This is a genomic window from Agarivorans sp. MS3-6 (genome assembly GCF_054112545.1).
On the sequence record NZ_CM134202.1, the window covers coordinates 2,877,231 to 2,904,148 of the forward strand.

General features: G+C 42.4%; 21 protein-coding genes and 1 pseudogene. 18 read left to right on the top strand and 4 right to left on the bottom strand.

What is annotated here, in order from left to right; translation table 11 throughout:
- Window positions 1-53 precede the first annotated feature (53 nt).
- The 13 genes from ACVFI8_RS13245 to ACVFI8_RS13305 all read left to right on the top strand — a co-directional run bounded on the left by ACVFI8_RS13245 (window position 54) and on the right by ACVFI8_RS13305 (window position 15,337).
- Complete coding sequence (locus ACVFI8_RS13245) at window positions 54-926, top strand: carbohydrate ABC transporter permease (protein ID WP_457871584.1); 873 nt, start codon at window positions 54-56, stop codon at window positions 924-926.
- A 3-nt stretch (window positions 927-929) separates the two neighbouring features.
- Window positions 930-1,865, top strand: coding sequence for a carbohydrate ABC transporter permease (locus tag ACVFI8_RS13250; protein WP_457871585.1), 936 nt, complete (start codon window positions 930-932; stop codon window positions 1,863-1,865).
- 8 nt (window positions 1,866-1,873) lie between these two features.
- Window positions 1,874-2,479 carry a DUF624 domain-containing protein gene (locus ACVFI8_RS13255; protein ID WP_457871586.1) on the top strand — a complete coding sequence of 202 codons (606 nt, stop codon included), beginning with the start codon at window positions 1,874-1,876 and terminating at the stop codon, window positions 2,477-2,479.
- Window positions 2,480-2,483: 4 nt separating this feature from the next.
- Window positions 2,484-3,701, top strand: coding sequence for an AGE family epimerase/isomerase (locus tag ACVFI8_RS13260; protein WP_457871587.1), 1,218 nt, complete (start codon window positions 2,484-2,486; stop codon window positions 3,699-3,701).
- Complete coding sequence (locus ACVFI8_RS13265; RefSeq protein ID WP_457871588.1) at window positions 3,688-4,770, top strand: ABC transporter ATP-binding protein; 1,083 nt, start codon at window positions 3,688-3,690, stop codon at window positions 4,768-4,770. The genes ACVFI8_RS13260 and ACVFI8_RS13265 overlap by 14 nt, the downstream gene beginning before the upstream one ends.
- 188 nt (window positions 4,771-4,958) lie before the next feature.
- Entirely contained in the window at window positions 4,959-5,963 is a 1,005-nt protein-coding gene (locus tag ACVFI8_RS13270; protein WP_457871589.1) for a LacI family DNA-binding transcriptional regulator, read from the top strand.
- A gap of 147 nt (window positions 5,964-6,110) precedes the next feature.
- Window positions 6,111-7,475, top strand: coding sequence for a phosphomannomutase CpsG (locus ACVFI8_RS13275; RefSeq protein ID WP_457871590.1), 1,365 nt, complete (start codon window positions 6,111-6,113; stop codon window positions 7,473-7,475).
- 13 nt (window positions 7,476-7,488) lie between these two features.
- A complete protein-coding gene (locus ACVFI8_RS13280) occupies window positions 7,489-8,481 on the top strand; it encodes a glycoside hydrolase family 130 protein (RefSeq protein WP_457871591.1) in 993 nt (330 codons plus the stop codon).
- A gap of 8 nt (window positions 8,482-8,489) precedes the next feature.
- Complete coding sequence (locus ACVFI8_RS13285) at window positions 8,490-9,659, top strand: glycoside hydrolase family 130 protein (RefSeq protein ID WP_457871592.1); 1,170 nt, start codon at window positions 8,490-8,492, stop codon at window positions 9,657-9,659.
- A gap of 385 nt (window positions 9,660-10,044) precedes the next feature.
- Window positions 10,045-11,334: a carbohydrate porin gene (locus tag ACVFI8_RS13290; protein WP_457871593.1), complete on the top strand. Its 1,290-nt coding sequence runs from the start codon at window positions 10,045-10,047 to the stop codon at window positions 11,332-11,334.
- Window positions 11,335-11,426: 92 nt separating this feature from the next.
- Window positions 11,427-13,427, top strand: a complete 2,001-nt coding sequence (locus ACVFI8_RS13295; RefSeq protein ID WP_457871594.1) for a methyl-accepting chemotaxis protein — start codon at window positions 11,427-11,429, stop codon at window positions 13,425-13,427.
- 63 nt (window positions 13,428-13,490) lie between these two features.
- A complete protein-coding gene (manA, locus tag ACVFI8_RS13300) occupies window positions 13,491-14,672 on the top strand; it encodes a mannose-6-phosphate isomerase, class I (RefSeq protein WP_457871595.1) in 1,182 nt (393 codons plus the stop codon).
- Between the two features lie 32 nt (window positions 14,673-14,704).
- A complete protein-coding gene (locus ACVFI8_RS13305) occupies window positions 14,705-15,337 on the top strand; it encodes a type VI secretion system-associated protein TagO (RefSeq protein WP_457871596.1) in 633 nt (210 codons plus the stop codon).
- Here the strand turns inward: ACVFI8_RS13305 and ACVFI8_RS13310 are convergent.
- Window positions 15,323-16,147: pseudogene (locus ACVFI8_RS13310) on the bottom strand (integrase core domain-containing protein); the annotation flags it as partial. The gene ACVFI8_RS13305 and the pseudogene ACVFI8_RS13310 overlap by 15 nt on opposite strands.
- Window positions 16,141-17,592 carry an MATE family efflux transporter gene (locus ACVFI8_RS13315; RefSeq protein ID WP_457871597.1) on the bottom strand — a complete coding sequence of 484 codons (1,452 nt, stop codon included), beginning with the start codon at window positions 17,590-17,592 and terminating at the stop codon, window positions 16,141-16,143. The gene ACVFI8_RS13315 and the pseudogene ACVFI8_RS13310, both read right to left, overlap by 7 nt.
- On the opposite strand from ACVFI8_RS13315, the gene ACVFI8_RS13320 reads away from it, so the two are divergent.
- Window positions 17,585-18,442, top strand: a complete 858-nt coding sequence (locus tag ACVFI8_RS13320) for a helix-turn-helix transcriptional regulator (RefSeq protein ID WP_457871598.1) — start codon at window positions 17,585-17,587, stop codon at window positions 18,440-18,442. The two genes, ACVFI8_RS13315 and ACVFI8_RS13320, sit on opposite strands and share 8 nt — an antisense overlap.
- On the opposite strand, the gene ACVFI8_RS13325 is transcribed toward ACVFI8_RS13320, so the two are convergent.
- Both ACVFI8_RS13325 and ACVFI8_RS13330 read right to left on the bottom strand, forming a co-directional pair.
- Window positions 18,439-19,527: an ABC transporter substrate-binding protein gene (locus ACVFI8_RS13325; protein WP_457871599.1), complete on the bottom strand. Its 1,089-nt coding sequence runs from the start codon at window positions 19,525-19,527 to the stop codon at window positions 18,439-18,441. The two genes, ACVFI8_RS13320 and ACVFI8_RS13325, sit on opposite strands and share 4 nt — an antisense overlap.
- A gap of 117 nt (window positions 19,528-19,644) precedes the next feature.
- Window positions 19,645-21,837, bottom strand: a complete 2,193-nt coding sequence (locus ACVFI8_RS13330) for a cellulase family glycosylhydrolase (protein WP_457871600.1) — start codon at window positions 21,835-21,837, stop codon at window positions 19,645-19,647.
- 452 nt (window positions 21,838-22,289) lie between these two features.
- Here ACVFI8_RS13330 and ACVFI8_RS13335 point away from each other — a divergent pair, with 452 nt between their 5' ends.
- The 4 genes from ACVFI8_RS13335 (at window position 22,290) to ACVFI8_RS13350 (ending at window position 26,914) form a co-directional block, all read left to right on the top strand.
- Complete coding sequence (locus ACVFI8_RS13335; RefSeq protein ID WP_457871601.1) at window positions 22,290-22,874, top strand: NUDIX domain-containing protein; 585 nt, start codon at window positions 22,290-22,292, stop codon at window positions 22,872-22,874.
- Window positions 22,875-22,889: 15 nt separating this feature from the next.
- Window positions 22,890-23,777 carry a sugar phosphate isomerase/epimerase family protein gene (locus tag ACVFI8_RS13340; RefSeq protein ID WP_457871602.1) on the top strand — a complete coding sequence of 296 codons (888 nt, stop codon included), beginning with the start codon at window positions 22,890-22,892 and terminating at the stop codon, window positions 23,775-23,777.
- A gap of 285 nt (window positions 23,778-24,062) precedes the next feature.
- A complete protein-coding gene (locus tag ACVFI8_RS13345; protein WP_457871603.1) occupies window positions 24,063-25,052 on the top strand; it encodes an alcohol dehydrogenase catalytic domain-containing protein in 990 nt (329 codons plus the stop codon).
- A 251-nt stretch (window positions 25,053-25,303) separates the two neighbouring features.
- Complete coding sequence (locus tag ACVFI8_RS13350; protein WP_457871604.1) at window positions 25,304-26,914, top strand: glycosyl hydrolase; 1,611 nt, start codon at window positions 25,304-25,306, stop codon at window positions 26,912-26,914.
- Window positions 26,915-26,918: the final 4 nt, after the last annotated feature.

The window sequence follows — 26,918 nt, forward strand, 5'->3', positions numbered from 1 at the left end:
TTGTTCTTAATTGAAGTAAGTCTCGAGTTAGTTCGGGCAGCATCGGAGAAACCATGTTTAACCTTACTCTTAAGCAGCAACAACGACTAATCATCATAGCTTTTTTGGCTATACCATTAGGGTTGTTGTTTACCTTTTCATACTATCCTGCCAGCCAATTGTTCTATATGAGCGTAACCGACTGGGATGGATACGCACCTGTTAAAAATTTAGTTGGCTTTGACAATTACCAATATATGGTTGAAGAGCCAGATATTTTGGGACCGCTGCTAAATACTTTTTACTATTTTGTTGGTGCGGTTATTCAACTGGTTTTGTCTTTATGGTTTGCTGTATTGGTTAATACAAAGCTAGCGGGGCGAAATTTCTTTAAAACCTTACTGTTTATTCCATTTGTATTAAATGCAGTTGCCGCCTCTATGGTATTTCAGATTTTTTACCAAGTTGACGGAGCCTTCGATAACTTCTTAGCTGCTTTGGGCTTAGACGCTTGGATCATGCCCTGGTTGATGGATAGTGACGTGGTTAACTGGTCTTTAGTTGGAGCATCTGTGTGGCGTTACCTTGGCTTTAACTTGATTCTGTTTTTTGGTGTATTGCAGTCAATTCCTCAAGATCAGTATGAAGCGGCCAAGATTGAAGGTGCGGGTGAGTGGGATCAGTTTCGTTACATCACCTTACCGTCCATTAAGTTGATTATTGGCCTGCAAGTGTTACTTGCTTTTGTTGGTTCGCTATCTGTTTTTGAAATTCCCATGATTATCACTAAAGGTGCTAATGGTACTAAGACATTCGTAATGGCTACTTTAGAAACTGCGTTTAACTTCAATGATTTTGGCCTAGCGTCTGCGATGGCGGTATTCCTACTAGTTATTGTGGTGTTGTTTATGATTCTTCAAAAAGTATTGTTCGGAGAAAAGGCTTAATATATGAGTAATCAGCATGTTTCCTCTATGGCTCGACCAGCCTCAGTGGTGTCTTCGGTGAGAACCGAGGATGAAATAAAAAGAGCACGCTTTATCAGTAAGCTAAAGCAACCGCGTTGGGTGTTCTGGACAATATTTAAGTACGTAACCTTAATACTGGCCTCTATGGCTGTATTAGTACCGCCTTTCGCAGTGTTGCTAGCATCATTCAAAACTTCGAAGGAGTACTACTCTACAAGTAAAGTGGCTTTGCCCGAAAGCTTCTTGAACTTCGATAATTACATAAAAGTATTTGCCGACGGAGATTTGGGGTTAGCATTTACTAATACCGGTACAATTTTATTTATATCACTATTTTTTACGGTGGTTTTTGGTACTCAGGTTGCTTACGTGTTGTCGCGTTTCAATTTTAGAGGTAAGAAGTTGGTGCTATTGGCTTACGTGATAGCAATGGTAGTGCCAGCTGTGACCACACAGGTCGCTACTTTTGAAGTGATTAAAGCATTAAACTTAATCAATCATAAGGGTTCGGTGATCATGTTATACATCGGTGCCGATGTGGTCATGATTTACATTTTCTTGCAGTTTATGAGAGGGATCCCCGTTGAGCTAGATGAGGCGGCAAAAATTGAAGGTGCGTCTTATTTTCTAATCTACTGGAAGATAGTGCTACCGCTGTTAAAGCCGGCTATTGCAACGGTAATAATTTTAAGAACAATTTTTATCTACAACGACTTCTATTTCCCACTGTTGTATTTACCGGAAAAATCTCAAGTTACTGTTTCTACAGCTTTATACAAATTCACCTCTGTGTTTGGCACCGAATGGACCACCATTTCTGCGGGTATCATTATTATTTTGATTCCATCTATTGTCGTGTTCCTTCTATTGCAAAAACAAATCTATGCGGGTGTAACGAACGGCGCAGTCAAAGGGTAATACGAACGATGAGCCAAGCATCCCCACTTATTACATTTTGTAACTGGTTTAGCCTGCTGGTAGTGATGAACGTGTGTTGGATGCTTATGGTTATCTTAGGAGCGGGGATATTTGGTTTTATTCCTGCAACAAGCACGTTACTGCTGATGTTTCGTCGTTACATGAATCAAGGCAATAAAATAGGTGTAAGGGATTTTCTGAGTGAATGGCGAAAGGAGTTTGTGGTTAGCAATCTCGTTGGTTTGCCTATTGTGCTGATTATGTTTTCGCTGGGCTGGTATTTGAGTTGGGCGCTGGGTAGCGATATTAAAGTGCTGCAATTAGTGAGCTTAGCGATTTTACCATTATTGATCTTTTTACTGATGCTTTTAAGCGCTTCAGTTATTCAAGGTAGCGTTTATAGAGCGTCGGCAAAGCAACGCTGGGTTCTCGCATTAGGCTTGCTACGTAACCAGCCCAAGTTGCCGTTTACGCTGATTATAATGAGTGCATTGTGTGCTTTAGTAGGCCTTTTTTCACCGATTATGTTTTTGCTCTTTGGTTTAACACCAGCCGCATTACTTGTAATTGCATGGTATATACACAGCTTTCCAGAATTAAATAGAAGCAATTAAAATTATGAAATTAAAAGACTTTAAGCAAGAAATGGCGCATGAGATAGATAACAATATCTTAAGCTTTTGGCTTGACATGATAGACGAAACAAATGGTGGTTTTCACTGTTTTGCCGATTTCAACGGAGCGGTTGATAAAAATCATGATAAAGCGGTGCTACTGCATTCACGTATCTTATGGAGCTTCTCTGCTGCACATCGAATCTTACCCAATGATAAGTATTTGGCAGCGGCTAAGCATGCTTACTTATTTATTAAAGAACAGGCGTTAGACCTCGAGCATGGCGGTGTTTACTGGATGCTTAATCGTAAAGGACAGATTAAAGATCCACAAAAGCATATCTACAATCAAGGGTTCGCCATTTATGCCTTAACCGAATACTTCCGTATCACTAAGGATCAAGAAGCACTGGATATAGCAAAACAATTGTTTTCGTTAACGGAATCTAATGCGTATGACCAAATCAATGGCGGTTATATCGAAGCTTTTGACCAGCAATGGCAAGCGATTGATAACACGTTGGTTTGTGATACTTCTGAGGAAGTATTGGCAGAAAAATCGATGAATACACACCTACATATCTTAGAAGCATACGCAAACTTATACAGAGTTTGGCCTGATGCTCTAGTTGAAAAACGTCTTAGCGAATTACTGCTCTTGTTTCGCGACACCATTGTTGATGAACATTTACACTTCGGGTTGTTCTTTAGTCGAGAGTGGGAGTGTGTGTCGAAAGATGTTTCTTACGGACATGACATCGAAGGAACTTGGTTGTTAGACGATGCCGCGGGTTGCATCAGCGATAAAGCGCTAGCTAAAAGTATTTATGAACTAACAACTCGAATGGCCGATGTGACCTTGCAACAAGGTAGAGATATAGATGGCGCCATTTTTAACGAATTGCAGCATGGAAAACTACTAGATAGCGACCGTATATGGTGGGTACAAGCTGAAGCTATGGTGGGGTTCTACAATGCTTTTCAAAAAGATTTTGACCCAAGGTATTGGGCGGTAGCCCAAGGCTGTTGGAGCATTATTAAAAACCAAATCGTAGACACCAAAAATGGCGAATGGCATTGGAAAACTGACCGGCAAGGCAACCCTTACACCAACGAAGCTAAAGTAGAGCCTTGGAAGTGCCCATACCATAATGGCCGTGCGTGCCTAGAAATTTATTCAAGAATCACCAGTTATGAGGAAAATAGCTATGCATGCTGTTGAAGTTAAAGCATTAAACAAAACCTACGGTAAAAATGTAATTATCGATGATATTGATTTGGAAATGGAAGCTGGAGGTTTTACCGTTTTATTAGGCCCTTCGGGTTGTGGTAAATCAACCTTATTACGTTTGGTTGCCGGTCTAGAAGATGTCACCGCGGGAGGGGTTTTCATTGGCGACAAAGACGTAACATTGGAAGACCCTAAAAACCGCGACATAGCTATGGTATTTCAGTCATATGCACTGTTCCCGCATATGACTGTGTCTGAGAATATTGGCTTTGGCATGTTGATCAATAAAAAGCCAAAAGCAGAAATTGAAAAGCGGGTTAAAGAAGTTGCTCAGTTGCTCCAGATAGAGCCCTTGCTAGACAGAACACCTGCGCAACTGTCTGGCGGACAGCGCCAACGGGTTGCTATTGGTCGAGCGCTAATGCGTAATCCTAAAGTGTTCTTATTTGATGAACCTTTAAGTAACTTAGACGCTAAATTGCGCGGCGAAATGCGTTTAGAGCTTAAAAATTTACACGCTAAGTTAAACGCTACCATTTTGTACGTTACTCACGACCAAATTGAGGCAATGACATTAGCCACCAAAATTGTGTTGTTAAACAAAGGTGAGATCCAACAAATCGGTACGCCTTATGAAATATACAATCAGCCGAGTAATGTTTTTGTTGCCAAGTTCGTTGGCTCACCACAGATCAATTTGTTGAAAGGCGAGTTGGTAGCTAGTGAGGGTGGATGGAGCGTACTGGTGAATGATATTCTGATTCCTATCCCAAGTTATCAGTTTACCCAAGAGCCGAAAAAGGGCATGCAGGTTTTACTGGGAATACGCCCAGAGCATATTACCCAATCACCACTTAATAGTGCTTTTGAAGCAGAGTTAGAAGTATCGGCTTTTGAAATGACCGGTTCTGAGACTCTAGCTGAATTTGACATGCACGGCCAATCAGTCAGAGCGAAACTAGATGCTAACATTCAAATCAAAAACGGAAATAGTTTCGGTTTGCATTTTAATCTGCAAAATATTTCATTGTTTAACGCTGAGACAGAGATTCGATTGTAAAAATCATTCCTTATCGAAAGTGTTTTTTTCGGTTAATAGGTCACCTATTAACCGAAAACTTTGACATGATTCGTAACTTTTGCATTTATAGGTGAGTATTCTATCCATATCCTTGTTAGCAAAAGGGGGGTGTGAGATTATTCCTTTTGAAATCGTTACGAATTTATGTAGAGGAAGTGAAGGAAACCATGGCAAAGGCAACGTTAAAAACTATTGCGGAATATACGGGCTTGTCTGTCACTACTGTGTCTCGGGCATTGAAAGATGGTGATGACGTCAAACAACCTACCAAAGAAATAGTTAAGGCTGCTGCCAAAAAACTTGGTTATCGACCTAACCCTTCTGGGGTGGGTTTAAGAACAGGTATCAATTGCAATATTTGTGCTATTTTACCCGTAACTAAGCCTGGAGATATAGTGGGGGATGTAGGTTCTTTGGCTTTAATCGAGGGATTAACTGCTGCACTTAAGGGGACTCCTTACCACCTAACCGTATTGCCAATGGCACCAGATGAAGATCCGATGGAGCCGGTAAGATATGCATATGAGAATAATCTATGCGGCGGAATGATTTTCAACCTGACGAAAACTCAGGATGAACGCGTAGCCTACTTGCACGACAACGAAATCCCATTTGTGACATTTGGCCAAACCGAAATGAGCATTGAGCATCCTTATGTGGATATCGACAATCATGACATGGCGTATCGAGCAGCTAGACAACTGTATGAGCAGGGCCGTAAAAGCATCCGTTTGTTAAGTTCCTCTCACGACTACACCTATGCTTGGCATAAGTATTATGGTGCTCGCAGGGCCGCAAGAGAGTTTGGCTATGATTTCGAAATTGAAAATAATATTATTTTCGATTCTGACGTTGACGACTATCGTAAGTTAGGCAATAAGCTGATGTCTAGCGAGCACGCTCCTGACGGCTTGATTTGTGGCTCTGAAATTAGTGCTTGTGGCTTACTGGCTGGCATTCAGGATACTGGTAAAGTCATCGGTGATGATATAGATGTGGTTTTAGTTGAGACATGTGATCTTCCTAGTTTCTTTATGCCGCCGATTTCGGGGTACAGGCAAGATTTCCACCAAGTGGGTCGAAAGTTAATTCAACACTTGCTTCGCAGGTTAAACGGAGAGCCAGTGAAACACCTGCAAACCTTGCAAAAAACCGTTTATTACCAACGTTAATAGACAAGACTGAGACATCTTGCGTGGCTTGTACGGCTTAGATAAAGCGGTTACAAGTCACATTCCCTAGTATTTAGCTTTAATTCTCTTGAATTAAGCGTTTAGTATCGTAAAATGGTAACGTTACGATTTTGGAGTGAATAGGACATGCATAATACATCTGCTTTTAAAGCTTACGATATTCGAGGTAAGTTACCCGAACAACTAAATAATGAACTGGCTTATCGCATAGGCAGAGCGTATGCCGATTTTCTAAAGCCGAAAAACGTTGCTGTTGGCTACGATATTCGTTTGAGTAGCCCAGAACTTGCTGAAGCGCTAATAAAGGGCCTAAAAGATAGTGCCGTTGAGGTTGTCGAGTTAGGCTTAGTCGGTACTGAAGAGGTCTATTTTGCTACTGACCACCTAGGTTTGGACGGTGGAATCATGGTTACTGCTAGCCACAATCCTAAAGACTATAACGGCATGAAGTTAGTGAAAGAATCTGCGAAGCCGATTAGTGGTGATAGCGGATTAAACGAAATTAAAGCACTAGTCGCGAGTGCTGATTACTCACAGCCTATTGAGTCTATTTTTGCCGCTAAATCGAAACGTTACGACATCTCTAGTGAATACACTCAACACCTATTGAGCTTTGTTAATGCGGCCAAACTTAAGCCCCTTAAGATCGTCGTGAATGCGGGGAACGGCGCAGCTGGCCACATGTTAGATAACCTCGAAGAACATTTACCTTTTGAGTTCATAAAAGTAAACCACCAACCAGATGGAAACTTTCCAAATGGAATACCAAATCCTTTGTTGCCAGAAAATCGTGAAGATACACGTAAAGCAGTGTTAGAGCACCACGCTGATTTTGGGGTTGCCTGGGATGGCGATGTTGACCGCTGCTTTCTCTTCGATGAAAACGGTGATTTTATCGAAGGTTATTACATTGTTGGCTTATTAGCCAAAGCCTTTTTAGCCAAACAACCCGGCTCAAAAATTATTCATGATCCGCGTTTAACTTGGAACACCATCGATATTGTGGAGGCGGCTAAAGGTAAAGCGATACAAAGCAAAACGGGGCACGCTTTTATTAAAGAACGCATGCGTGCCGAAGATGCTGTTTATGGTGGCGAAATGAGCGCCCATCATTATTTCCGTGATTTTGCATATTGTGACAGTGGAATGCTGCCTTGGTTGTTAATTGCTGAATTGGTCTCAAACGGTGAGCAATCTCTTTCTCAGTATGTCAAGCAGCAGCAGGCAAACTTCCCCATCTCTGGAGAAATTAATAGCACTTTGGCCTATGCAAGAGATGCGGTTAAAGCAGTGCTTGAAGCCTTTAAAGATGAAGCACTTCTGATAGATAAAACAGATGGCATTAGCCTTGAATTCGAGCAGTGGCGTTTTAACTTGAGAAGTTCCAATACTGAACCAGTTGTTAGGTTGAACGTGGAATCACGTGGTGACCGACAGTTGATGGAACAAAAAACACAACAAATTTTAAATATTCTAAAACAATTTGATTAAGCTGGAGTAAGCAATGACAGTAAAAATTTTGGGTGAATCCCTACCAAATATTCCATGGGAAGACCGCTCAACGGATTGCCAAGATGTAATGTGGCGTCACAGTAAAAATCCAATCATTGGCTGGAATCCGTTTCCGGCTGCGGCGCGAGTTTACAACAGTGCTGTAGTACCTATGAACGATGGATTTATTGGTGTATTTCGTTCTGACTACAAAAATGGTCGTCCGCACTTACACGTAGGTTACAGCCAAGATGCATTAAATTGGGAGTTTGAAGAAGAAGCTATTCAGTGGGTCGACGCAGAAGGTAAGCCGTTTCAGCCTACATACGCTTATGATCCCCGCGTAGTAAAAATCGAAGATACCTATTACGTAACATGGTGTACCGACGATCACGGTGCAACATTAGGCATGGGTTTGACTAAAGACTTTAAAACCTTTACTCGTCTAGAAAACGCTTGTGTACCATTTAACCGTAATGGTGTGTTGTTCCCACGTAAAATTAACGACCAATATGTTTTGCTTAACCGCCCCTCAGACAGCGGTCACACACCGTTTGGTGATGTGTTCTTAAGCCACAGTAACGACATGGAGTACTGGGGTAAGCACCGCCATGTAATGGGTAAAGGCGGAGAAGGTTGGTGGCAAGGTACTAAAATTGGTGCCGGTCCAATTCCGATTGAGACTAGTGAAGGTTGGTTGATGATTTATCACGGTGTTTCAGGTACTTGTAATGGCTTTGTTTACAGTATTGGTGCTGCCATTCTAGATATCGATGAGCCTTGGAAAGTTAAGTACCGTACTCGTGATTACTTATTAACTCCAGAAAAAGAGTATGAAACAGCTGGTTTTGTGCCAAACGTTGCCTTCCCTTGTGCTGCTTTAGCAGATGCAGATACTGGCCGTATTGCAGTTTACTACGGTGCAGCAGATACCTATTCAGCTGTTGCTTATACCCAAGTTGATGAATTGGTTGAGTACATCAAGAACAATTCTGAAGTTTTCTAGAGGTTAATATGTCGGTATTTCAACAACGATTAACAATGCTGCAGGCAGAGCACCAGCACTTACACGCTAAAGTAAATCAAGCAGAATTGCCTGGGAATGGGGTATTTTTACGCTATAAAGATCCTGTTTTGACAGCCGCGCATGCACCGTTAACTTGGCGCTATGACTTAAATGCTGAGACCAATCCTTATTTAATGGAACGCCTTGGAATTAATGCAGTGCTTAATCCTGGTGCAATTGAATTAGATGGCAAGTTTTACATGGTTGCCCGCGTTGAGGGTCATGACCGTAAGTCATTCTTCGCAGTGGCCGAAAGCAGCAATGGTATCGATGGTTTTACATTCTGGGATAAACCTTGTGAAATTGGTGAAACAGAAGTTCCAGATACTAACGTTTACGATATGCGTTTAACTCGACATGAAGACGGTTGGGTTTACGGTTTGTTCTGTACTGAACGCAAAGATCCTGATGCTGCTCCTGGTGATGAATCTTCAGCAGTAGCGCAATGCGGCATCGTTAGAACCAAGGATCTAAAAACTTGGGAACGACTTGCAGATCTGAAAACCAATTCGGCTCAGCAGCGAAATGTAGTACTTCACCCAGAGTTTATTGATGGAAAGTATGCCTTATATACTCGTCCGCAAGATAGCTTTATTGAAGCAGGTAAGGGTGGTGGTATTGGTATGGCGTTTGCTGATTCAATGACAGAGTGTGTTGTTGATATTGAGCACGTCATTGAGCCAAAAACCTACCATACCATTAAAGAATCAAAGAATGGTCAGGGCCCTGCGCCATTGAAAACCGACAAAGGTTGGTTACATATTGGCCATGGGGTTCGCAATACTGCTGCTGGTTTACGCTACGTGTTGTATTGTTTTATGACGGACTTAGCCGAACCTATGAAAGTGACTCACCGTCCTAGCGGCTATTTCTTAGCGCCAGAAGGTGAAGAGCGAGTTGGCGACGTATCTAACGTTGTATTCTGTAATGGCATGATTGCCCGAGAGAGCGGCGATGTGTATATCTATTATGCGTCGTCAGATACCCGTTGCCATGTACTTACTACTAGCATTGACCAGCTAGTAGATTATGTGACCAACACGCCAGAAGATCCGTTAACCTCTGCTGGGTGTGTTAAGCAGCGAATTGCTTTAATTGACCTAAACTTAGCTTTGTAATCTAATCCTTTGTATCTACCAAGCGGCCACTGGCCGCTTTTTCGTATCGATACCATCATCCTGGCTGGCGGTATGAAATAATCGTAATAACAGTCATGCTAAAATATTCTCTTGTGATCCAAGTCTCATTCGTAACGTTGCGTAAAATATTCCCTCTCTCATTTCTTGATGATTAAATTGATTTAAATCAATGGGTTATGCCTGTTTTTTTTGCTTATTTTATTTTTAGATGTTTTTATTGCGCGAAAAATGTGATCAGGGATCGTAACGTTACCATTTTTTGTTGATATTATAGCTCTGCCTATTTCAACAGGTCCGCTGCGCAGTAGCAATAGGGAACATAGCAGCGGGTTGAATTTTTTCCTTAACGATAAGATGGAACGATATGAAAAGATCAATTCTAAATAAAAGCATATTTCTAGCATTGGCCTGCGCTGCTGGCTCGGCTTCTGCGGTAAGCACCGATTTTGGTATGCATGGTTACATTAAAAGTGGTTTGCTAATTAACGCTGACGGTACTCGTGCGGAACGCATTGGTTTGTGGAGTGATACAGCAAAATTTCGTTTAGGTAACGAACACAACACCAAAATAGAGTTACTTCCTACCGTTACTATGACTACTGACGAGGGCGTAATTGCCAGAGTTCGCGCTAACTTAACTCACGAAACCACCTGTACAGCAGACTGGAACTGTGTTGATAGTGATGGTCACGAAATCCAATTCCGTGAAGGTTTTGTTGAACTTGAAAACGTTGCCTTCGCACCTGGAGTCGTTTGGTGGGCTGGTAAGCGTTACAGCTCGAGTAATGCGTCAAATCACCAATATGACTGGGAATACATTCAATATAACGGTACTGGTGGCGGTGCAGATAAAATCGATTTGGGTTTCGCGCGTTTGGATGTAGGTGTATATGCGTTTATGCCTAGCGACCGTAATTCTGAAGAGCCAGTAGATGGCACTGTGCAGGGTTACTCTGATGACTTCTCTTTGAACGTTTGGCTTAAAGACATCGGTGGTGTAGGGCTCGATTTACAAGCTGTAGCTCACACAATGGAGCCACACACTTGGCACTCAAATGCAGCTGAAGAGGGTTTAGGCCTTACCGCTGTTTATAACTTTGATGGCTTTTATAACTTTGCCAATGGTTATTCGCGCGCGGTTCTTCAATATGGTGAAGGTTTAGCGGCAGGTGATTCACTTGGTAAAAATGGTTGGGGCTTTGCTAACAGTAAAGGCACTAAATCTTGGCGTGGTGTATTGGACGGCTTAGCGAGCTTTGGTAATTGGGATATTTCTACTTTTGCTTTTTATCAGCAAGATAAAGACTACAAACCTTGGAGTAACGTTGTTGAAGGCGAGGGCGATGATGTAAATCGTTGGGCTGTTGGCGTCCGTCCCTTCCACCAAATTGCTCAAAACTTCGCAATGCAATATGAAGTGGGTTACGAGTATTTCGATAACACAAGTTCTGAGCAAAAAGGTGGTTTAGTTAAGGCAACTATTGCTCCCACTATTACCTTTGAATCAGGCTTCTGGAGCCGCCCTCAAATCCGTACTTTCGTTACTTACGCCAAGTGGGATGACGAAGTAGGTGATCGCATTGGTACAAGTTACACCCGTGATGGCCAAACAGATACTTGGAACTTTGGTGTACAGGGCGAAGTTTGGTTTTAAACCTACAGCCTAACTACTTAGCAATTAAATAAAAATAATGGGGAGCCCATGAGCTCCCCTTTGCACTCTCAGCAACAACTTTGGAGAGTTCTATGCGTATCACGATTCAAATTCTCATCTCATTTGCCATTGTATTGGGCTTATACGCGGTATCTACCGGTATTGCCATTAAGCAAACAAAGCAGGCCAAGCAGGCCATTATCGTATTAATGGAAGACTCTGCCAAGCTTGACCAAGCATCCAATCAAATGCGGCTCAACCTTTCTAACTTCCAACAGTCTATTCTGGAGCTAGTTCAAACTAAAGATGTTTCCTTACAAAGTGCCTTTGAAGAAAAAAATAACCAAATACTCGATGCTATCAGCGAGGTTTATCAACAGGGACTATTGCAGGTTTATCTTAACCAAGAGCAGCAGCGACAGTTTCAAGATGACTTAGCTTCGTTGCGTTTGTTGGCTAAGTCTATTCAAACAGAGCATTTTGAAAGCCTTATTCTGGCTGAAAAAACTCAAAATCTCCGTAATGAGCTCTCTAATCAGGTGGCTACCGCCAACTCAGTGCTAGATAGAGTGACTGCCAGATATATCAAAGACGATTATTTCTTACGCAAAGAACTAGAGGAATATACTGACTTAAGAGATGCCCTACTCGACATGAGTTATCGCGCTTTTTTTGCTGACAATAGTAACGAGGTGTTTCAGCTCGATAGCGCTATTACTTCAGCCAAAGAAAACTATTTAGATATACTCGAAATCATTCTAGAAGACTTTCCTGCACTCACCAGCGAAAAAGACTTTTTGCACGCTAGCCAGCAAATCTCCGATTTTCTATTTGGAGATAATCGACTAACAAATTTGTTGGTTGCTCAAACCAAAGCCAGCGAAGAAGCCGAGTTAGAGTTGGCTCAGCAGCAAGGCATTTTGTATCGAATGAATGAGTTAGTCGCTAGTGTGAGCGCTCAGCTAAAAGCCGTTAGCCAACAAAACAGTCGGCTAATCGCCGGAAGCCTAGATACTGTAAGTAATATTCAACTGGCAGTGATGCTGCTTTGTTTGTTGATTGTATTGGTTATTGGTTATGTACTTACAAGAAAGATTCGGCAACCTTTAGACTACTGCTTAGAGAAAATGAGTTTGTTAGCTGATGGCGATTTTAGTCAAGAGATCAGCACTCGTTGGCCTAAAGAGTTCTCAGAACTCACCTTACAGCTGCAAAAAATTATTCGTACCAACAGCCATTTGTTTGAGCAAATCAAACGCCACGGTAGTGACATCTATGACATTTCATTAAATAACGCCGAGCAAACGACCAAGGTTAAAAAAAGTGGCGACGAACAGTTAGCGGCAGTCTCTCGGATCTCTAGTGCTGTTTGCGAATTGGAGCAAACCAGTAGCCACGTTAGGGAGTTAACTCAAAACCATTTGGAGCAAAGTAGAAAAATTAGCAAGATTGCGGAGTCTGGCGGCGTGGCCATCGAAGCAAATAATCAAAGCAACACAGAATTACAGAGTCAAATCCAAACTAGCTCTCAAGTTATCGATGAAGTGTATCAACAAAGTCAAGATATCAGTCAGATCCTCGAAGTCATTGAAAATATTGCAAACCAAACCAATTTACTGGCGCTTAATGCGGCTATTGAAGCAGCCAGGGCTGGTGAACAAGGGCGTGGTTTTGCGGTAGTGGCAGAAGAGGTTCGCGATTTAGCAAAACGTACCACTCATGCGACTGGGCAAATCCAAGACATGATCGAGCATTTACAAGCAGCGTCACAAAAGGCTGTTAGTAATATGCAGCAGTGCAACCAACACATGAAGGTGAACTTCGAAGCTGTTCAAGATAGCAAGCAAAGCATCTCAGACATTAATAGCCTTATGCATTCCTTGGAAAAGGATGTGAATTTTATCTCTCAGTCAACCCAAGAGCAGCATAGTGCCTGTGCAGAGATATCCGAGTCTTTGGAAGGCATCGCTTTGGCATTCTCAGAGAGTACGTCTACATCCGCAGATGTTGCAGCTCAAAGTCAAATTCTTGCACAACGAACCCAAGAGCAGCAAGGCGAGCTAACGCAAATACAAACCCTCAAGTCACCTTAGGATGCAGCGGGTATAAATTCCATTAACACACTTTTGATTTACTCAATATGTAACGAGGAAAAGATGATACAAATTAAGGGTATTGAACAACATTATGATTGGGGCGGGGAGTTCTATATTCCTTTATTGACCGGCCAGGAACACGCCTCGGGTGAGCCCATGGCAGAGTTGTGGCTAGGTGATCACCCTAATGGTGTGGCCACCTTATCCAATGGCATCCCACTTAACGATTGGATGGCGGCTAATTATGAAGGTCGCTTAGGCAAGCCTTGTATCCAACGTTTTGGCAAGCGGTTGCCATTTTTGCTCAAAATATTGGATGTAAAAGCACCGTTGTCGATTCAAGTGCATCCTACGAAAGGGCAAGCGGAGAAGGGTTTTCAACTTGAACAAGTTTCAGCAATAGAACCCAGTAAGCGTAACTACAAAGATGCCAATCATAAGCCAGAGTTAATGCTGGCACTTTCTGACTTTTGGTTACTGCATGGTTTTAAATCTGACCATGAAATTACGGCGTTGCTATCGAAAGAAGAAAGCCTTGAGTGTTTACTCTCTCCGTTTACCTTGGGGGGCACTAAGCAACTTGTAAGTCATATCTTTGCGATACCTAGTAGCGAACTTGCGCCGTTGATTATGCCAATCGTTAATCAATACTTAGACGCATATCAAAATAATTGCTTGTCTAAAAATAGTCCCTATTTTTGGATGATGAGAGCTTATATCAGAGCTGCGTCTGCTAATGCTCAATTGGAAGCTGGCCTGTTAATGGTGTTGTTACTTAACCTTTGTTACGTGCCAAAAGGCGGCGTGATTTTCCAAGATGCCGGTATACCTCACGCTTATTTGGAAGGGCAGAACATTGAGTTAATGGCAAGTTCAGATAATGTCTTGCGAGCAGGCTTAACTAGTAAACATGTCGATCCCAAAGAGTTACTGAGTATTGTTAGTTTTGAGCCAGTTAAAGCCGAGGTTATTGAGCCCATCGCGCAAGATGGCGGTTTAGAATACCCTGTACCAGTGGATGATTTCTGTTTAACCGAATACCGTTTAAAGGCTGGTGAATCCCTAGAGTTACCAAAAAATACCGGGCCATGTATTTGGTTTGTATTGAGTGGCGAAATGAAAATGAATGGCCAAGACAACTATTGGCGTAACGGCAGTTCTTTTTATCAAGAGCCTAGCAACAGTAGCACGATTTACGCACAAACAGAATTGGTTATATACAGGTCTTCAGCCAAACTATAGTCTAAGAGTTAATCAGAACGCGAGAGGAAATTATGAGTAAAAAAGGATTGATTGCTACATTAATGCTGGTTGCTCCTTGGTCTAATGCCGCTGAGGTGGACTCACTGAATAGATGTGTTTCAGTCGTCGATCATTTAGAGCGTTTACAATGCTACGACAGCACAATGAGAGATTTGCAAACCAATGAGGGTAGTACGCAAACCCACATCTCTAAAAAGGCCGCTGCCTTTGTTGCCACGCCTCTTGTGGCAACCGGAAACTGGACATTGAAGCGTGACGCTGATGACGAGGAAAACAACGTACTCGCGTTGCTCAAAGTTGATACTAACGAGTCTAGTGCACCACAAGGAACCACATTAAGAATCAAGTGTCGCGAAGGCAAGGCTGAGTTGAGTATCGCTTGGCTGGCATATATTGGTCGTGATGTTTACGTTACTTCAGGTGAAAAAGGCCAAAAAGGTAAACGGGAAAATTGGCGTTTAACTGATAATGATACCACCAGTATTTACCCATTTAATACTAGTGACTTTATTAACGAACTGTACACAATGGATTATTACTTGGCGCAAGTTCAGCCGGTAAGTGATGGTGCATTGGTGGCCAATTTTAACGTTACTGGACTAGAGGAAACCCTAAGGCCACATAAGGTCTTATGTGGCTTCTAGTGACCCGTCTTGATATGAGTTGACACTTTTAAGGTTATGGCGCCTGATGTATTTCATCGGGCGTTTTGTATTTTAAGGCCGTGTGCGGCCTTTGTTGATTATAGAGGTCGACTTACTCCGCAACCATCTTTCTTGCTTCATTCAGCCCCTTTGGTTTCATCAAAAGATATTCCATTTTCAATATCCCATTAATCCTCTCCGCCAAAGCATTTTGATAACAATCATATCCATCTGTCATTGAGCAGGTAACATGGTACTTCTTGTGTAATGCTTGATATTCCGAAGAGCAGTATTGCGCGCCTTCATGTTGTCATCAACGTGATAACCAACAATTTTCCTCGAATAAGCATCGGTAACAAGACTCAAATACGCTGCACCGGTTTGAGTGGGAATATAAGTAATATCTGCTACCCACAATTGTTCAGGTTTAACTGGGGCTAAGCCTTCTTTTATGCGGTTAGGGTGACAATAAAAACGATGGTGACTATCTGTTGTGCGGTGATAGGCGCGCCGATGAGGAACCAATAGACGGTGTTGTTTCAATAGAGCAAACAAGTGGTCTCTCCCAATGGCGACCTGCTCCATACCAAGAAGATATTTGAGTTTACGCGTGCCAATGCGAGGTTGTGTCATTCGTTTGGTGACAACCAATGACAACACAAGCGCTTCATGCTCACTACGTCTGCTTTCGTTATGACAGCGTTTATAAAAGGCTTGTCGAGTGATACCCATAAAACGGCAAGCTTTAGTGACTGTCAGCGCGTTGACCGCCTTTTCCTTAGTAACTCTGTTTTGCGCTTTTTTTAACACAATTGTTCAGCGGTTAAATTGTTTTGCCAGGCCTTGGTAAAATAGTGACGAAAACACAACACCAGCTTCACGGCCTCTTCGGCGAACATTGCTGCGTAGACCCACTCAAATGGCCACTTAGCCCATATGGCTGCAAAAGCAGTAAGCGGAAGGCCAAATAGCCACATCGCTAAAAAGTCTGTTCTTAAGCAAAACTTGTTTTCACCGCCTGCTCTTAATACCCCATGAATGACCATTAGGTTGAGCATTTTTAGCCACATAGCAGCCGCCATTATAATTAGAGCTGGTTTCGCCATTGGCAGCAGTTCTGGTTGATCTAGGTTTAACCAGTTAAGTACTGTCATGGTATTCACTATAATTGTTGCGCCAATGGCTAAGCTACCAATAAAAGCAAGAGCAATAAATTGTTTTGAGACAACATAAGCCTCTTCAAAGTTGTCTTGCCCTAGAAGTTGACCTACCACCACTGAGCAAGCCACTCCCATACCAAAAAATAAGGAATGACTTAAAGACTCAAATGGACCAAGCATACTGAATACAGCAAGCTCTTCTGTTCCCATTCTTCCAAAGATTATTTGATAGCTAAGTGTGCCTATAGCCCAAAGCAGCGAATTAAAGACTAACGGAACGGCGAGTTTTCTGTATTTAGTACGCAGTGCCGGCATTGTACCTGTGCAGGGAGTAAATAGTAGCCAGTGTTTCATCCGAAGAAGTACCAACCCCAATATTATTAATTGGATTACTCGCGCGACTGTTGTCGCTAAGGCTGCTCCAGCAACTCCGAGCGCAGGCACACCTGCTCCTCCATGAATAAACCAATGGTTTAACCCAATATTCAAAAAGATGGTAAAAGCAGCCATGAATAATGGTAGCCAAGTTTGACCGCTAGCTCGCATACTAGATTCTGTGCCGATCACAAAGTGGGTGAGAATTAGCATTGGCAGGCTAACTAGCAAGTATTCACTACCCACCGATATGACTAGGCTGGAATCGCTTTGCATGCTCATCATTTGCTTAGAAAATACGCCAACACATAAAGATATTGGTAGCAGCAACTTAACACCGTTTATGAGTGTGATAACGGTGATTGATTTGGCTTCGCCTATGTTTCCTTTTCCCCAATATTGAGCGACAAGAGAGCCGTTTGCATTGGCTAGCCCGGCCATTATCATTATTATTACAAAATGCCATTTACTAGCCGCGCCAACTGCGGCGGTAGCGCCATGTCCTAAACCACTTACCATTAAAACATCGGCTAAAGAAAGGCTGGCAACCAAGGCTGTTTGTAGAGCAACAGGCAAGGCCAACTGAGTAAAGTTGTGTAGCATCTTGGGATTATGGGAACGAGTTTTTGCTAACATGATAAACGCCTCTAGGTAAACGCCTATAATGTAAGCTAGTATGCCTACTTTATACATGTTGAATTCAGGCGGGTTAATGTCCATTCCAATCATTGAGGGTAAGTATAAAGACCGGGTTAGTATGCACGACTCTTGCAGAGAGCGTTTTATTACCCAACAGAAAATTGTTGGATTACGTGAACAAGAAATCTATATGGCGGGCCTCGCCGACATGCGAGAGCAGTATTTGGTCGAGCGCAAAGGCCCTAGTATGCATACCTTGCTGTTTACCTTACAAGGTCAAGGTTTACTGCAGACCTGCAATGGTTCTCAGTTGCTTACAGCAAACTCCTTAGCGGTACTACCTGCGGGAAAGCCATTTAGGTTTTTTATTGGTGATGACGTTAATCACTGGCAGATGGCTTGGTTGCTGTTAGATGTGAAAAGGTTGTGGTTGGGTAGCCAACTAAATGAGCAAAAAGTGGTAGCCAGTGAGTATGCTGAGAGTGTTTGGGCTTTATTAAGCTTAATGATTGCTTCGCACTGTAACCCGGTAAAGCAAAGCTTATGGTTGAGTGAACTCGTGACTAATTTAGAAAGTGCCTTGTTACTTGGAGCAGGGCAAAACACCGCTCAACAACGAGTGAAGTCTGCCTTTGAACAGGTGTCATTGCAGCTGCATCAAAACTGGACGGTAAAAGATATAGCTAGTTTGAGTTGTTTAAGTGAAGCGCATTTAAACAGAGTTTCAACTAGGCTGTTCAAACGCTCTGCATATCAACACCTTATTTACTTAAGGATAGAGAAGGCTCAAGAGCTGTTACGTTATAGTCAATGGAGTTTAGCGATTATTGCCACGCACTTGGGATATAGCGATGCTTACAGCTTTTCTAAAAGCTTTAATCAAGCCGTAGGGTGTTCTCCCAAGGTGTATAGGTTGAGAAATGCTAGTTAATCTTTAATTAGCAGTTTTATACCGGTTGGAAAAAATGCAGCTTCAGATGTAGTTAATATGCTCATCTTTTTAAAGTTTATATTATTCCAGTTTGCTTGTTGAAGCTGATGAACAAGTAAAGGATCGTGCTGAGTAACTAGGTCGACCTGAATATTGGGCATATTGGCTAGCAGTTGCTTGTTTACTCCATTGAAATAATCGTAAAGGTAAACTACAGCAGAAGCGGCTGCTAATACTTGCCCACCGGCACTAACATGATATTCGCCTCTTAGCATTAGTGGAAAGATATCAAGTTGCCAGTCAACCCCTCCAATTATTACATCAATACCAGGCCTCAATCCCATTTCTACTAGTGCTTGATGAGCACCCAGTGCGTTGCTATCAGATGCGCACCAAATGATCTTGGTATCTGGAAATCGTTTTAGTAGCTTAAGGGTTTTAGCTTTGCTGGTAGCTTGGCTCCAGTTGGTATGAGTAATTTGATTAAGTTTTACTTCACTTGTTTCTTCTAGTGCATCAAGGAGACCTTGGTTTCGTAGTGCTGATATCTCATCATGCCTTCCTGATAGGGCAACTAGCTCTATCGGAGGTGTAAACATACGCTCTGCTTCTTTAAATAGGCTTAAGGCTAATTTGTAGCCACTTTCATGATCGTTAAAGCCTTTTTGAGTTAACCAGTAGCTAAATTTTTCTCTAGGGTAGCCTAAGTTCTTATAGTCGCGTTCGTCTAAAGAGTTTTCTAATGTGATAAACGGAAGCTGTAGCTGTTCTAAGGTAGAAAAAAGAAGAGCGTTGTCATCACCGCTACTGGCCATAAAAATGACAGCATCAATGGGAGTGCTTTTATCCTCTAAAGCTTCAAAAATAGGGTACAGGGCGCTTCGTTTCTTTTCATTTACTCTTTTGTAAATGACTTTAATATTAAGTTGCTGGGCTGCGGTAGCTACTAGTTCTTGAGCTTTATCCCAATTGGGCTGCCCCTTTTGTGCTGGATTAATAAATAATATGTTCAGTGCCCAAGATAGGGGAGAGAAACAAAGCAGGGTGAACATCAAAAAAAAGGATAAATATTTTATTTTGAGCAAATTTAACCCCCTATGTAGTATTAATAGATAGTCTTTTGCCTTAGAAAGTGTAGACCGAATAGGCTTATAGCGAAAATAAAAGGAGTAGCAATTTTGCTACTCCTTAGGGCCGGTGTTTTAATTGTCTATCTGAATGTTATCGATGGTAATTTCTACATTAACGGCAGCATCGCCAGAGCCTGCATAAAAGGCTAGGCCTAGCTCTTGAACGTTGCTAAGTGCTCCGTCAACAGGAAGTGTCCAGCTAACTTCTGTCCAGGTATCTGCTGTTAGATCTGTCCAAGGTCCTTCATTCCAGGTAAAACCTTCACCAGTCTTAGCAAATACTTTGCCGCCAGTAATGCCACTTGCTACCGCTTCGCTAGATAACTTAACCATGAAGCTAGCTGAGCTTAAGGTGCCACTGCCGCCGACTGCTTGAACAAAGTTAGGCTTCTTCTCTGCCCCTGCTTCATTAACGGTCATCAGTACTGCTTTAGAGCTATCTACGCCGCCGTCAGTTGTTAGCGAAAGAACTACTGTTCCACTGCTATCCGATGTGCCAGTAAGCTCTGTAGGTACGCTGTCATTAGCTTCAAAGTCATAGGTAAAACTTGGTTCTACAGGTGGCTCTGGCAACTCCGCTTGAGCGAGTACGCTTACATCATCAAATTGAATAGCTATGCCATCAGCAGCAGCTGTGTCTTCACCTGCGTAGATTTGAACCCCCAGCTCTCTAATATCGGTTAAAACTGTTTCTGGCGTCCAAGAGAAAAGTGTCCATTCGCCTACATTAGCGTTAAACCAATCACCTTCTGCCCAAGTCCAAGCATCACCGGTTTTAACAAAGATCTTACCACCGCTATAGCCTGCGTCTGCTGCAGCTTGAGGAATTTTAACCCAAACGTTAACGGTTGCCACTTCCGGCATAGTTTGAGGGTCAACTGGTAGTAAAAGGTTTGATTGTTTCTCGCCCTCTGCTTCTGTTACTAACAAGCTTAAGGCATTACTACCATCTCTTCCTTCCCCAGTGCTTATGTCTAATTGACCAGAGCCAGAGCTATCAGAAGATGAGCTGAATCCAAATGGTACATCTTCACCTTCAAAGTCGTAGCTAGTACCGGTGCTTGGTTCTGGCGCTTCTGCTCCGCTTAAGGCTCTAACACAATTAAGTACCGACGCTTGGTATTGGTTGGTCCATTGCCATGAAATACCGCCAGCATAATCATTCTCACCTAACCTTACACACAATTGTTCTTCACCAATTGGGTCGCCAAAGTAGTCGAACTCAGCTGGTTTGTATGCATCCTTATCTGCGAAGAACTCGCCAATAACTACGGGTTTATCTAACTCCCAATAACTGGCTTTGTGGTAAAACGGTGACCAAGCTCCCTCTTTGCCTTGATCGTCATAATAGTGAGGCGCATAAAAATCTAGCGCTGCATTATCACCACCTAAGGCAATCATATTGGCATCGGAATAATGATTAGTGCCACCAAAACCATCAGCATTTAGCAAGCCAAGAGATTTAGGCCCAGTAGTTACAAGTACCTGCTCACCCAGTTCATCTGCTTTGTTATGGATGGCATTACTTAAAATAGCTGTTGTTGTGTGAATGTCGTTGTAGTCGGGGACTAGAGCGCTGTCTAAGCTTTCACGATCAATAAACCAAGATTCAGTCATGTTTTCTGGTTCATTAAATAAGTCTATTGCCACTAGAGCGGGATGTCCTGCAACTCGGTCTAGGAGTGGATTTAAAAAGTTATCAATATAGCCCTGAAGAACCGTTGAATCGGTGAGTAGTGCGTGGTTAGCGCTTAACACTTGATTGGTCATATTTGCTTGTGTCGCAGCCAGCATGTCGAAAGACCACAAACATGGCATTACGTAAATACCTTTTGCTTGAGCAAGGTCTAGGGCTCGCTCAATGTCATCAATTACTTGTTGTTGGTCTGCTGTTGGTGCAATAGCGCTGCGGTCTGCATTCCAAACTGGGCTTTGGGTTCCGTTTACGTGTATCCACCACCGAATGGTGTTGCCACCCGCTTCCTTCACTTGGTCGAGCATATGATTTAGTTGGGTTTCATCTAAACCTTGGCCGAAGTCTTCGGCAAAGCTAAGCCATGCTACGTTCACACCGTTAAGGTAAATGTCGTTACCTTGATAAGAGATAGTATTTGCACTGGTTCCGTTACCACCAGGGGATTCGTAACCCGGTTCTTCACCGCCACCATTGGTTGGGTCGTTGGCATAACTGGCGTCACACCCAGTAAACTGAGTGGCGACTAAAGCGAGCGTTAGCGCAGAAGCGATTTTGTTTATCCTGAACATTTCTAATCCTTAATGACTACATTATTCGTAACGTTACCTTTCTGGTGGTGAAGCCGGGTCTTGTGGCCCAAGGTAACGGAATCGTTTGTGGTGAAGTCTTAACGTTACTAAATCACCTAGTAATTTTTTATAAGCGTTGGTCAATCTATACATGACGTTAACTAATGTATGATCAATTAACCCATAGATTAATCGAATCGTTACGATTGTGTGTGTTAGATCTGCTTTTTGTAAGGGAATCGTCTGATTGCTTATATTTTTGTGAGTTTAGTCAAATTATACAGCTTAAATCGTAACGTTACGATTGATGGGGTGGTATGGTGTTTGTGAAATGTGTTTTAAGCGCTTTCCAAGTTAATACATTTCATTAGCTATTTGTAGCATCCTTTTCTTTTTTCCGGATTCTTTCCAACCGCTGCCTGCAGCGGTTTTTTTTTGCGAGATGGTTTTTAATGAGCCGAACTAAAGTAGAGATTTTGAAGAGTTTAGTGTTATCTAAGCATTGGTATACCTATTCCAAATACTCTTATCGATATAAGACTGAAGGGGGGAGCTGGCGATCTCAGCACCGAGAAGTCTTAAATAAAGGTGATGGTGCAGCAGTATTATTGTTTAACTATTCAAAGAGAACTGTGGTGTTAGTTAAACAGTTTCGATTTCCTAGCTATCTAAATTCAAATACCAGTGGCTTTCTGATTGAAGTGTGTGCTGGTGTGCTAGAGGGTTTGCCTCCAGAGGAATGCATTAAGAAAGAAATCCTGGAGGAAACGGGCTTTAGCATCAATGATCCCGAACCTGTTATGGTTACCTATATGTCTCCTGGAGCGGTAACCGAAAAGAACTACTTGTTTGTGGCAGATTATTCAGGTGCAGAGCGGCCTACCTTAGGCGGGGGGCTAGCCAGTGAAGATGAGTATATTGAAGTGTTAGAGCTTCCTTTTGAGCAAGCTTTTTCGATGCTTGAGAATGGCGAAATCGTTGATGGCAAAACCATTATGTTGTTGCAGTACGCAAAGCTAAATATATTTTGCGAGTAAGTGGGAAATTGATAGATGAAAAATCAAATTGAGTTGGGCTTATCACAGTGGGCGTTTCATCGGGCTATCCTCGGGGACAGTCGAGATGACTACGACAAATACTTAGTAACTTTGCAAAATGACCCGGAAAAAGTACTTCGCGGAAGTATGGCCAACCGCGACATTGTCGAGCAGGCACTCCGACTAGGTGTGAAGGTGGTTGATCTGGTTAATTTATTGTTTTTTTCGAGAGCATCAGATGTTCGGTGGCTACGTAGCTGGAAACAGGATGCTGAACAGCAAGGGGTGCGATTTGCTTGTTTGATGTGTGACGAGCTGGGGCATTTGGCTGCGAGTAGTGTTAAAGAAAGGCAAAAGTCGATAGATCTGCATAAGCAATGGCTAACGGCCGCTGCAGAATTAGGCTGTTCTCAGTTGAGAGTAAATGCTTATGGTGACGGTAGTTACTTACAACAACTTCGCCATTGTAGTGAAAGCTTAAAGGTATTATGTGATTCGGCAGCATCGATGGGTATTAGTATTGTGGTGGAGAATCATGGTCATCCATCGAGTAATGGGGCTTGGTTGGCGATGCTAATTGAAAGTGTTGAGCGGGACAACACGGGAGTTTATATCGATTTTGATAACTTTTTTATGGGAGGTTGGCGTCATTCGCCAAAGCGTTTGTACGACCGTTATCAGGGTATGGAGGATCTAGCTAATATTACGGTAGGCGGCAGCGCTAAATCTTACGCTTTTGATCAGAGTGGTAATGAAACAACAGTTGATTTTGCTAGATGTGTGAGTATTTTGACGGAGGCAGGATTTAGTGGTGTGTTATCTGCTGAATATGAGGGTGATCTTCATTCCGAGTATGATGGCTCAGCTAAAACTCTGGCTCTGCTTAACAAGGTGCTGAATTAGCAAATAACTTGTTCAAGTATTTAACAACCAGAACTATATACTGGGCTTAACTCGCTTTTGTTTTTTTGGGTGAGGCTCGGTATACCATACCTGCAATATTTACTATCATTTTGACTAAATTTGCCTTACTAAACTGATTCGCCTACCACCACTCACTGCCTTTGTTACTGCCGATTCTGTTGCTGTTGCAACTTAGCTACGAAGTGGTAATCTTTATTCGTAACGTTATCGTTATTGTTTTGTGATGATAATTTGATGTTTGCCATTTAAGTAGTAAGGTTGAATATGCACTCACTTCCTAATCAGTCCAAAGCATGGACATTTACCACCGATATATCAGAGCCACAAGACATGGACTTGCGTTGGCTTGCCCTTAATAAACCGCAGGGAACCGACGTTGTTGTTGAAAACAAGGCTATCTCCTTAAATCCCGTAGATTGGAAAATAATCCACCCCGGTATGGTGGGGAGAGATGGGTATAAAGTTTCTGGTGTTGATGGGGCGGGGGTTGTTGTAGCAGTGGGCCCCGAGTCTGATGTTAATGTTGGAGCGCGAGTTGCTTATCATCAGTCTTTGTCTCGCCAAGGCTCCTATGGGGAACATGCAGTGGTCGACGGTCGTTTAGTTTTTGAAATTCCTAGTGATGTGGATTTTCATGTGGCGACAGCTCTTACCTGCACAGGCTTAACCGCGTGGCAGGCTCTTGAGAAACTACCCACTTCTTGTGGGTCATATTTATTGGTTAATGGTGCCGGTGGCTTGGTAGGTAGACTGGCTGCAGAAATAGCTGTAAATAAAGGATTTAATGTAGTTGCTGTTGCGGATAGCAAGCATCATGAAGCATTAAAACATGCCGGTGTTACACAATGTTTTGACTATAAACAATCTAGTTGGCGTCGCGATTTGGGCGCGTTTTTGTCGGCGCAGCCTGCGTTTGCCGCTATTGATACTGTAAACCGAGCGAGCGCTGAAAGCCTGTTTAATTTTGTAGATGTAAATGGTCATATCGTTACTATCCAAGATCGTTTTGAGAAAAATCCATTTCCGAGCTTTGATAAGGCTATTTCGATTCATGAAGTAGCCTTAAATGTATTCAACAAACACTTCTCTCCACGAGAAATGCGTAGTTTAAGGCGTGGTTTTAGTACCTTAATTAGGGACCACCAACTAGCTGTAAACTCTCGACTATCAACCATCTCTTTTGATGAAATTCCTGAGGCTTTAGAAAAGCTTAAATCAGGCTTAGCATCTACAAAATTTGTCGCTATTTTGTAAGGACGTTTAGTTTATTGGGCTCCATATTTGGCGGTTTATTTTGTTGAAAGAGCCATTTGTAAAACAAGTAAATACTGTACTTAGTTGAATCCATATCAAATAAATATAAAAAGCTTGAGCTTGCTCAAGCTTTATTTTTTTTAGTTTGCTTTAAGTCACAATCGGAACGTTACGAATTTGTTTATATTTGCCGTGTAAAAAAGTTGGCATGCGCAGCCTTTGTATTCACGTAACTAATGGATTTGACGAAAATGAATCAAGTTAAAAAGAAGTTGCTAGTGACTTCGCTAGCCGCAATAAGTGTAGCTAGTTCATTCGGACTGGCAGCAGATACTTATACGTTGAGTAATGTTTCTTCTACTCAAACAACAGCTGACATCTACAATTGGATTGCCCATTTACCTAACCGAAATACTAACTCTTTGTTAAGTGGGGCCTTTGGAGGCTATGCCAACGTATCTGACTCTAATGGATTTTCAAGTTCTGAGTCAGATAACATTAATGCTTTAGCCAGCCAGCGGCCTGGTATTTACGCTTGTGATTATGCCAGAGGCTGGGATGTGACTGCCGCAGGTAGTGAAAGTGACTTGATAAACTATAGTTGTAATGCCCAACTGATTTCTCACTGGCAATCGGGTGGTTTAGTGCAAATTAGCAACCATCTACCAAACCCTATATTTGAAGGGAATATTGCCTACTACAACGATTCAGGTAAAGCGGTCGGGGGGCTAAATTCAATAGTCTCTAATGATGACCTTGCCAAATTACTAGTCGATCAGTCAGCTGAACGGATCCGCTGGTTGGCTATTTTAGACAAAGTAGCAGAAGGCCTACAAGAGTTAGAAGATGCTGGTGTTCCGGTAATCTATCGCCCACTACACGAAATGAATGGAGAGTGGTTTTGGTGGGGAGCCACATCTTACAACTCAAGTGATCAAACTAGGCAGCAGCTCTATGTGGATCTATACAAAGACATGTTCGACTACTTTACCAACACCAAAACTCTAGACAATCTTATTTGGGTGTATTCGCCTGATGCTAAACGCAATGCTAAAACTGCTTTTTATCCAGGAAGTGCTTACGTTGATATTGTTGGTTTAGATGCCTATTTGGATGACTTTAGTTTGATGAACGGGTACTGTGAAATGCTAACCTTAAACAAACCCTTTGCTTTGGCTGAAGTAGGCCCTGACCAAAACAAGGGCCAATTTAACTATCACGAAATGGTCAAGGTGATAAAAAGCCACTTTCCTCAAACAAGTTACTTTATTCCATGGAATGATGTTTGGAGTCCTACTAACAACTTGAAAACCAGTGAAGCCTTTAATCACGATGCTGTGGTTAATTTAGGTGAGATATGGGAAGGCGAACATCTCTCGAGTATTGTTGAAACTGTCCCTGTTCAAACAGAAGTTCTTTATGATTTTGAAAGTGGAACCGAGGGGTGGGGAAGTGAGTTCCAAAGTGTGTCTGGTTATTGGGCTGTTAATGAGTGGGCGTGTTCTGGTGGGCAATCGCTTAAAGCCAATATTGAGCTAAAGAATGGTGATATATTTGATCTAAAGGTGGCTTCGGCCTTAGATCTTTCGGATAAAAACTCTCTTTCAGTACTCGTACGGTTGGCCTCTTGGGGTAACGTTGGTTCTGGCCTCAAAGCTAAATTGTACCTAAAAACTGGTCCAGAATATCAATGGTTTGACGGTGGAGAGCTGACCATTACCAATGGGCAAACAAACACTGCAATACTTGATTTGAATACGGTTGCTAATCGAAACGATATTAGGGAGCTGGGTATTTATTTCTCGACCGGTTCAGCAAGTGGTTCAACGGCGCTCTATATCGATAAGGTTCTTGCCTATTAGCGCC

Coding starts and splice junctions, on each gene's coding strand:
- ACVFI8_RS13305 (WP_457871596.1), top strand. CDS start 14,705: ATGAGTAAAAAAGGATTGATTGCTACATTAATGCTGGTTGCTCCTTGG.
- ACVFI8_RS13255 (WP_457871586.1), top strand. CDS start 1,874: ATGAGCCAAGCATCCCCACTTATTACATTTTGTAACTGGTTTAGCCTG.
- ACVFI8_RS13275 (WP_457871590.1), top strand. CDS start 6,111: ATGCATAATACATCTGCTTTTAAAGCTTACGATATTCGAGGTAAGTTA.
- ACVFI8_RS13330 (WP_457871600.1), bottom strand. CDS start 21,837: ATGTTCAGGATAAACAAAATCGCTTCTGCGCTAACGCTCGCTTTAGTC.
- ACVFI8_RS13265 (WP_457871588.1), top strand. CDS start 3,688: ATGCATGCTGTTGAAGTTAAAGCATTAAACAAAACCTACGGTAAAAAT.
- ACVFI8_RS13320 (WP_457871598.1), top strand. CDS start 17,585: ATGTCCATTCCAATCATTGAGGGTAAGTATAAAGACCGGGTTAGTATG.
- ACVFI8_RS13280 (WP_457871591.1), top strand. CDS start 7,489: ATGACAGTAAAAATTTTGGGTGAATCCCTACCAAATATTCCATGGGAA.
- ACVFI8_RS13345 (WP_457871603.1), top strand. CDS start 24,063: ATGCACTCACTTCCTAATCAGTCCAAAGCATGGACATTTACCACCGAT.
- ACVFI8_RS13260 (WP_457871587.1), top strand. CDS start 2,484: ATGAAATTAAAAGACTTTAAGCAAGAAATGGCGCATGAGATAGATAAC.
- ACVFI8_RS13350 (WP_457871604.1), top strand. CDS start 25,304: ATGAATCAAGTTAAAAAGAAGTTGCTAGTGACTTCGCTAGCCGCAATA.
- manA (WP_457871595.1), top strand. CDS start 13,491: ATGATACAAATTAAGGGTATTGAACAACATTATGATTGGGGCGGGGAG.
- ACVFI8_RS13335 (WP_457871601.1), top strand. CDS start 22,290: ATGAGCCGAACTAAAGTAGAGATTTTGAAGAGTTTAGTGTTATCTAAG.
- ACVFI8_RS13340 (WP_457871602.1), top strand. CDS start 22,890: ATGAAAAATCAAATTGAGTTGGGCTTATCACAGTGGGCGTTTCATCGG.
- ACVFI8_RS13295 (WP_457871594.1), top strand. CDS start 11,427: ATGCGTATCACGATTCAAATTCTCATCTCATTTGCCATTGTATTGGGC.
- ACVFI8_RS13290 (WP_457871593.1), top strand. CDS start 10,045: ATGAAAAGATCAATTCTAAATAAAAGCATATTTCTAGCATTGGCCTGC.
- ACVFI8_RS13315 (WP_457871597.1), bottom strand. CDS start 17,592: ATGGACATTAACCCGCCTGAATTCAACATGTATAAAGTAGGCATACTA.
- ACVFI8_RS13270 (WP_457871589.1), top strand. CDS start 4,959: ATGGCAAAGGCAACGTTAAAAACTATTGCGGAATATACGGGCTTGTCT.
- ACVFI8_RS13285 (WP_457871592.1), top strand. CDS start 8,490: ATGTCGGTATTTCAACAACGATTAACAATGCTGCAGGCAGAGCACCAG.
- ACVFI8_RS13245 (WP_457871584.1), top strand. CDS start 54: ATGTTTAACCTTACTCTTAAGCAGCAACAACGACTAATCATCATAGCT.
- ACVFI8_RS13250 (WP_457871585.1), top strand. CDS start 930: ATGAGTAATCAGCATGTTTCCTCTATGGCTCGACCAGCCTCAGTGGTG.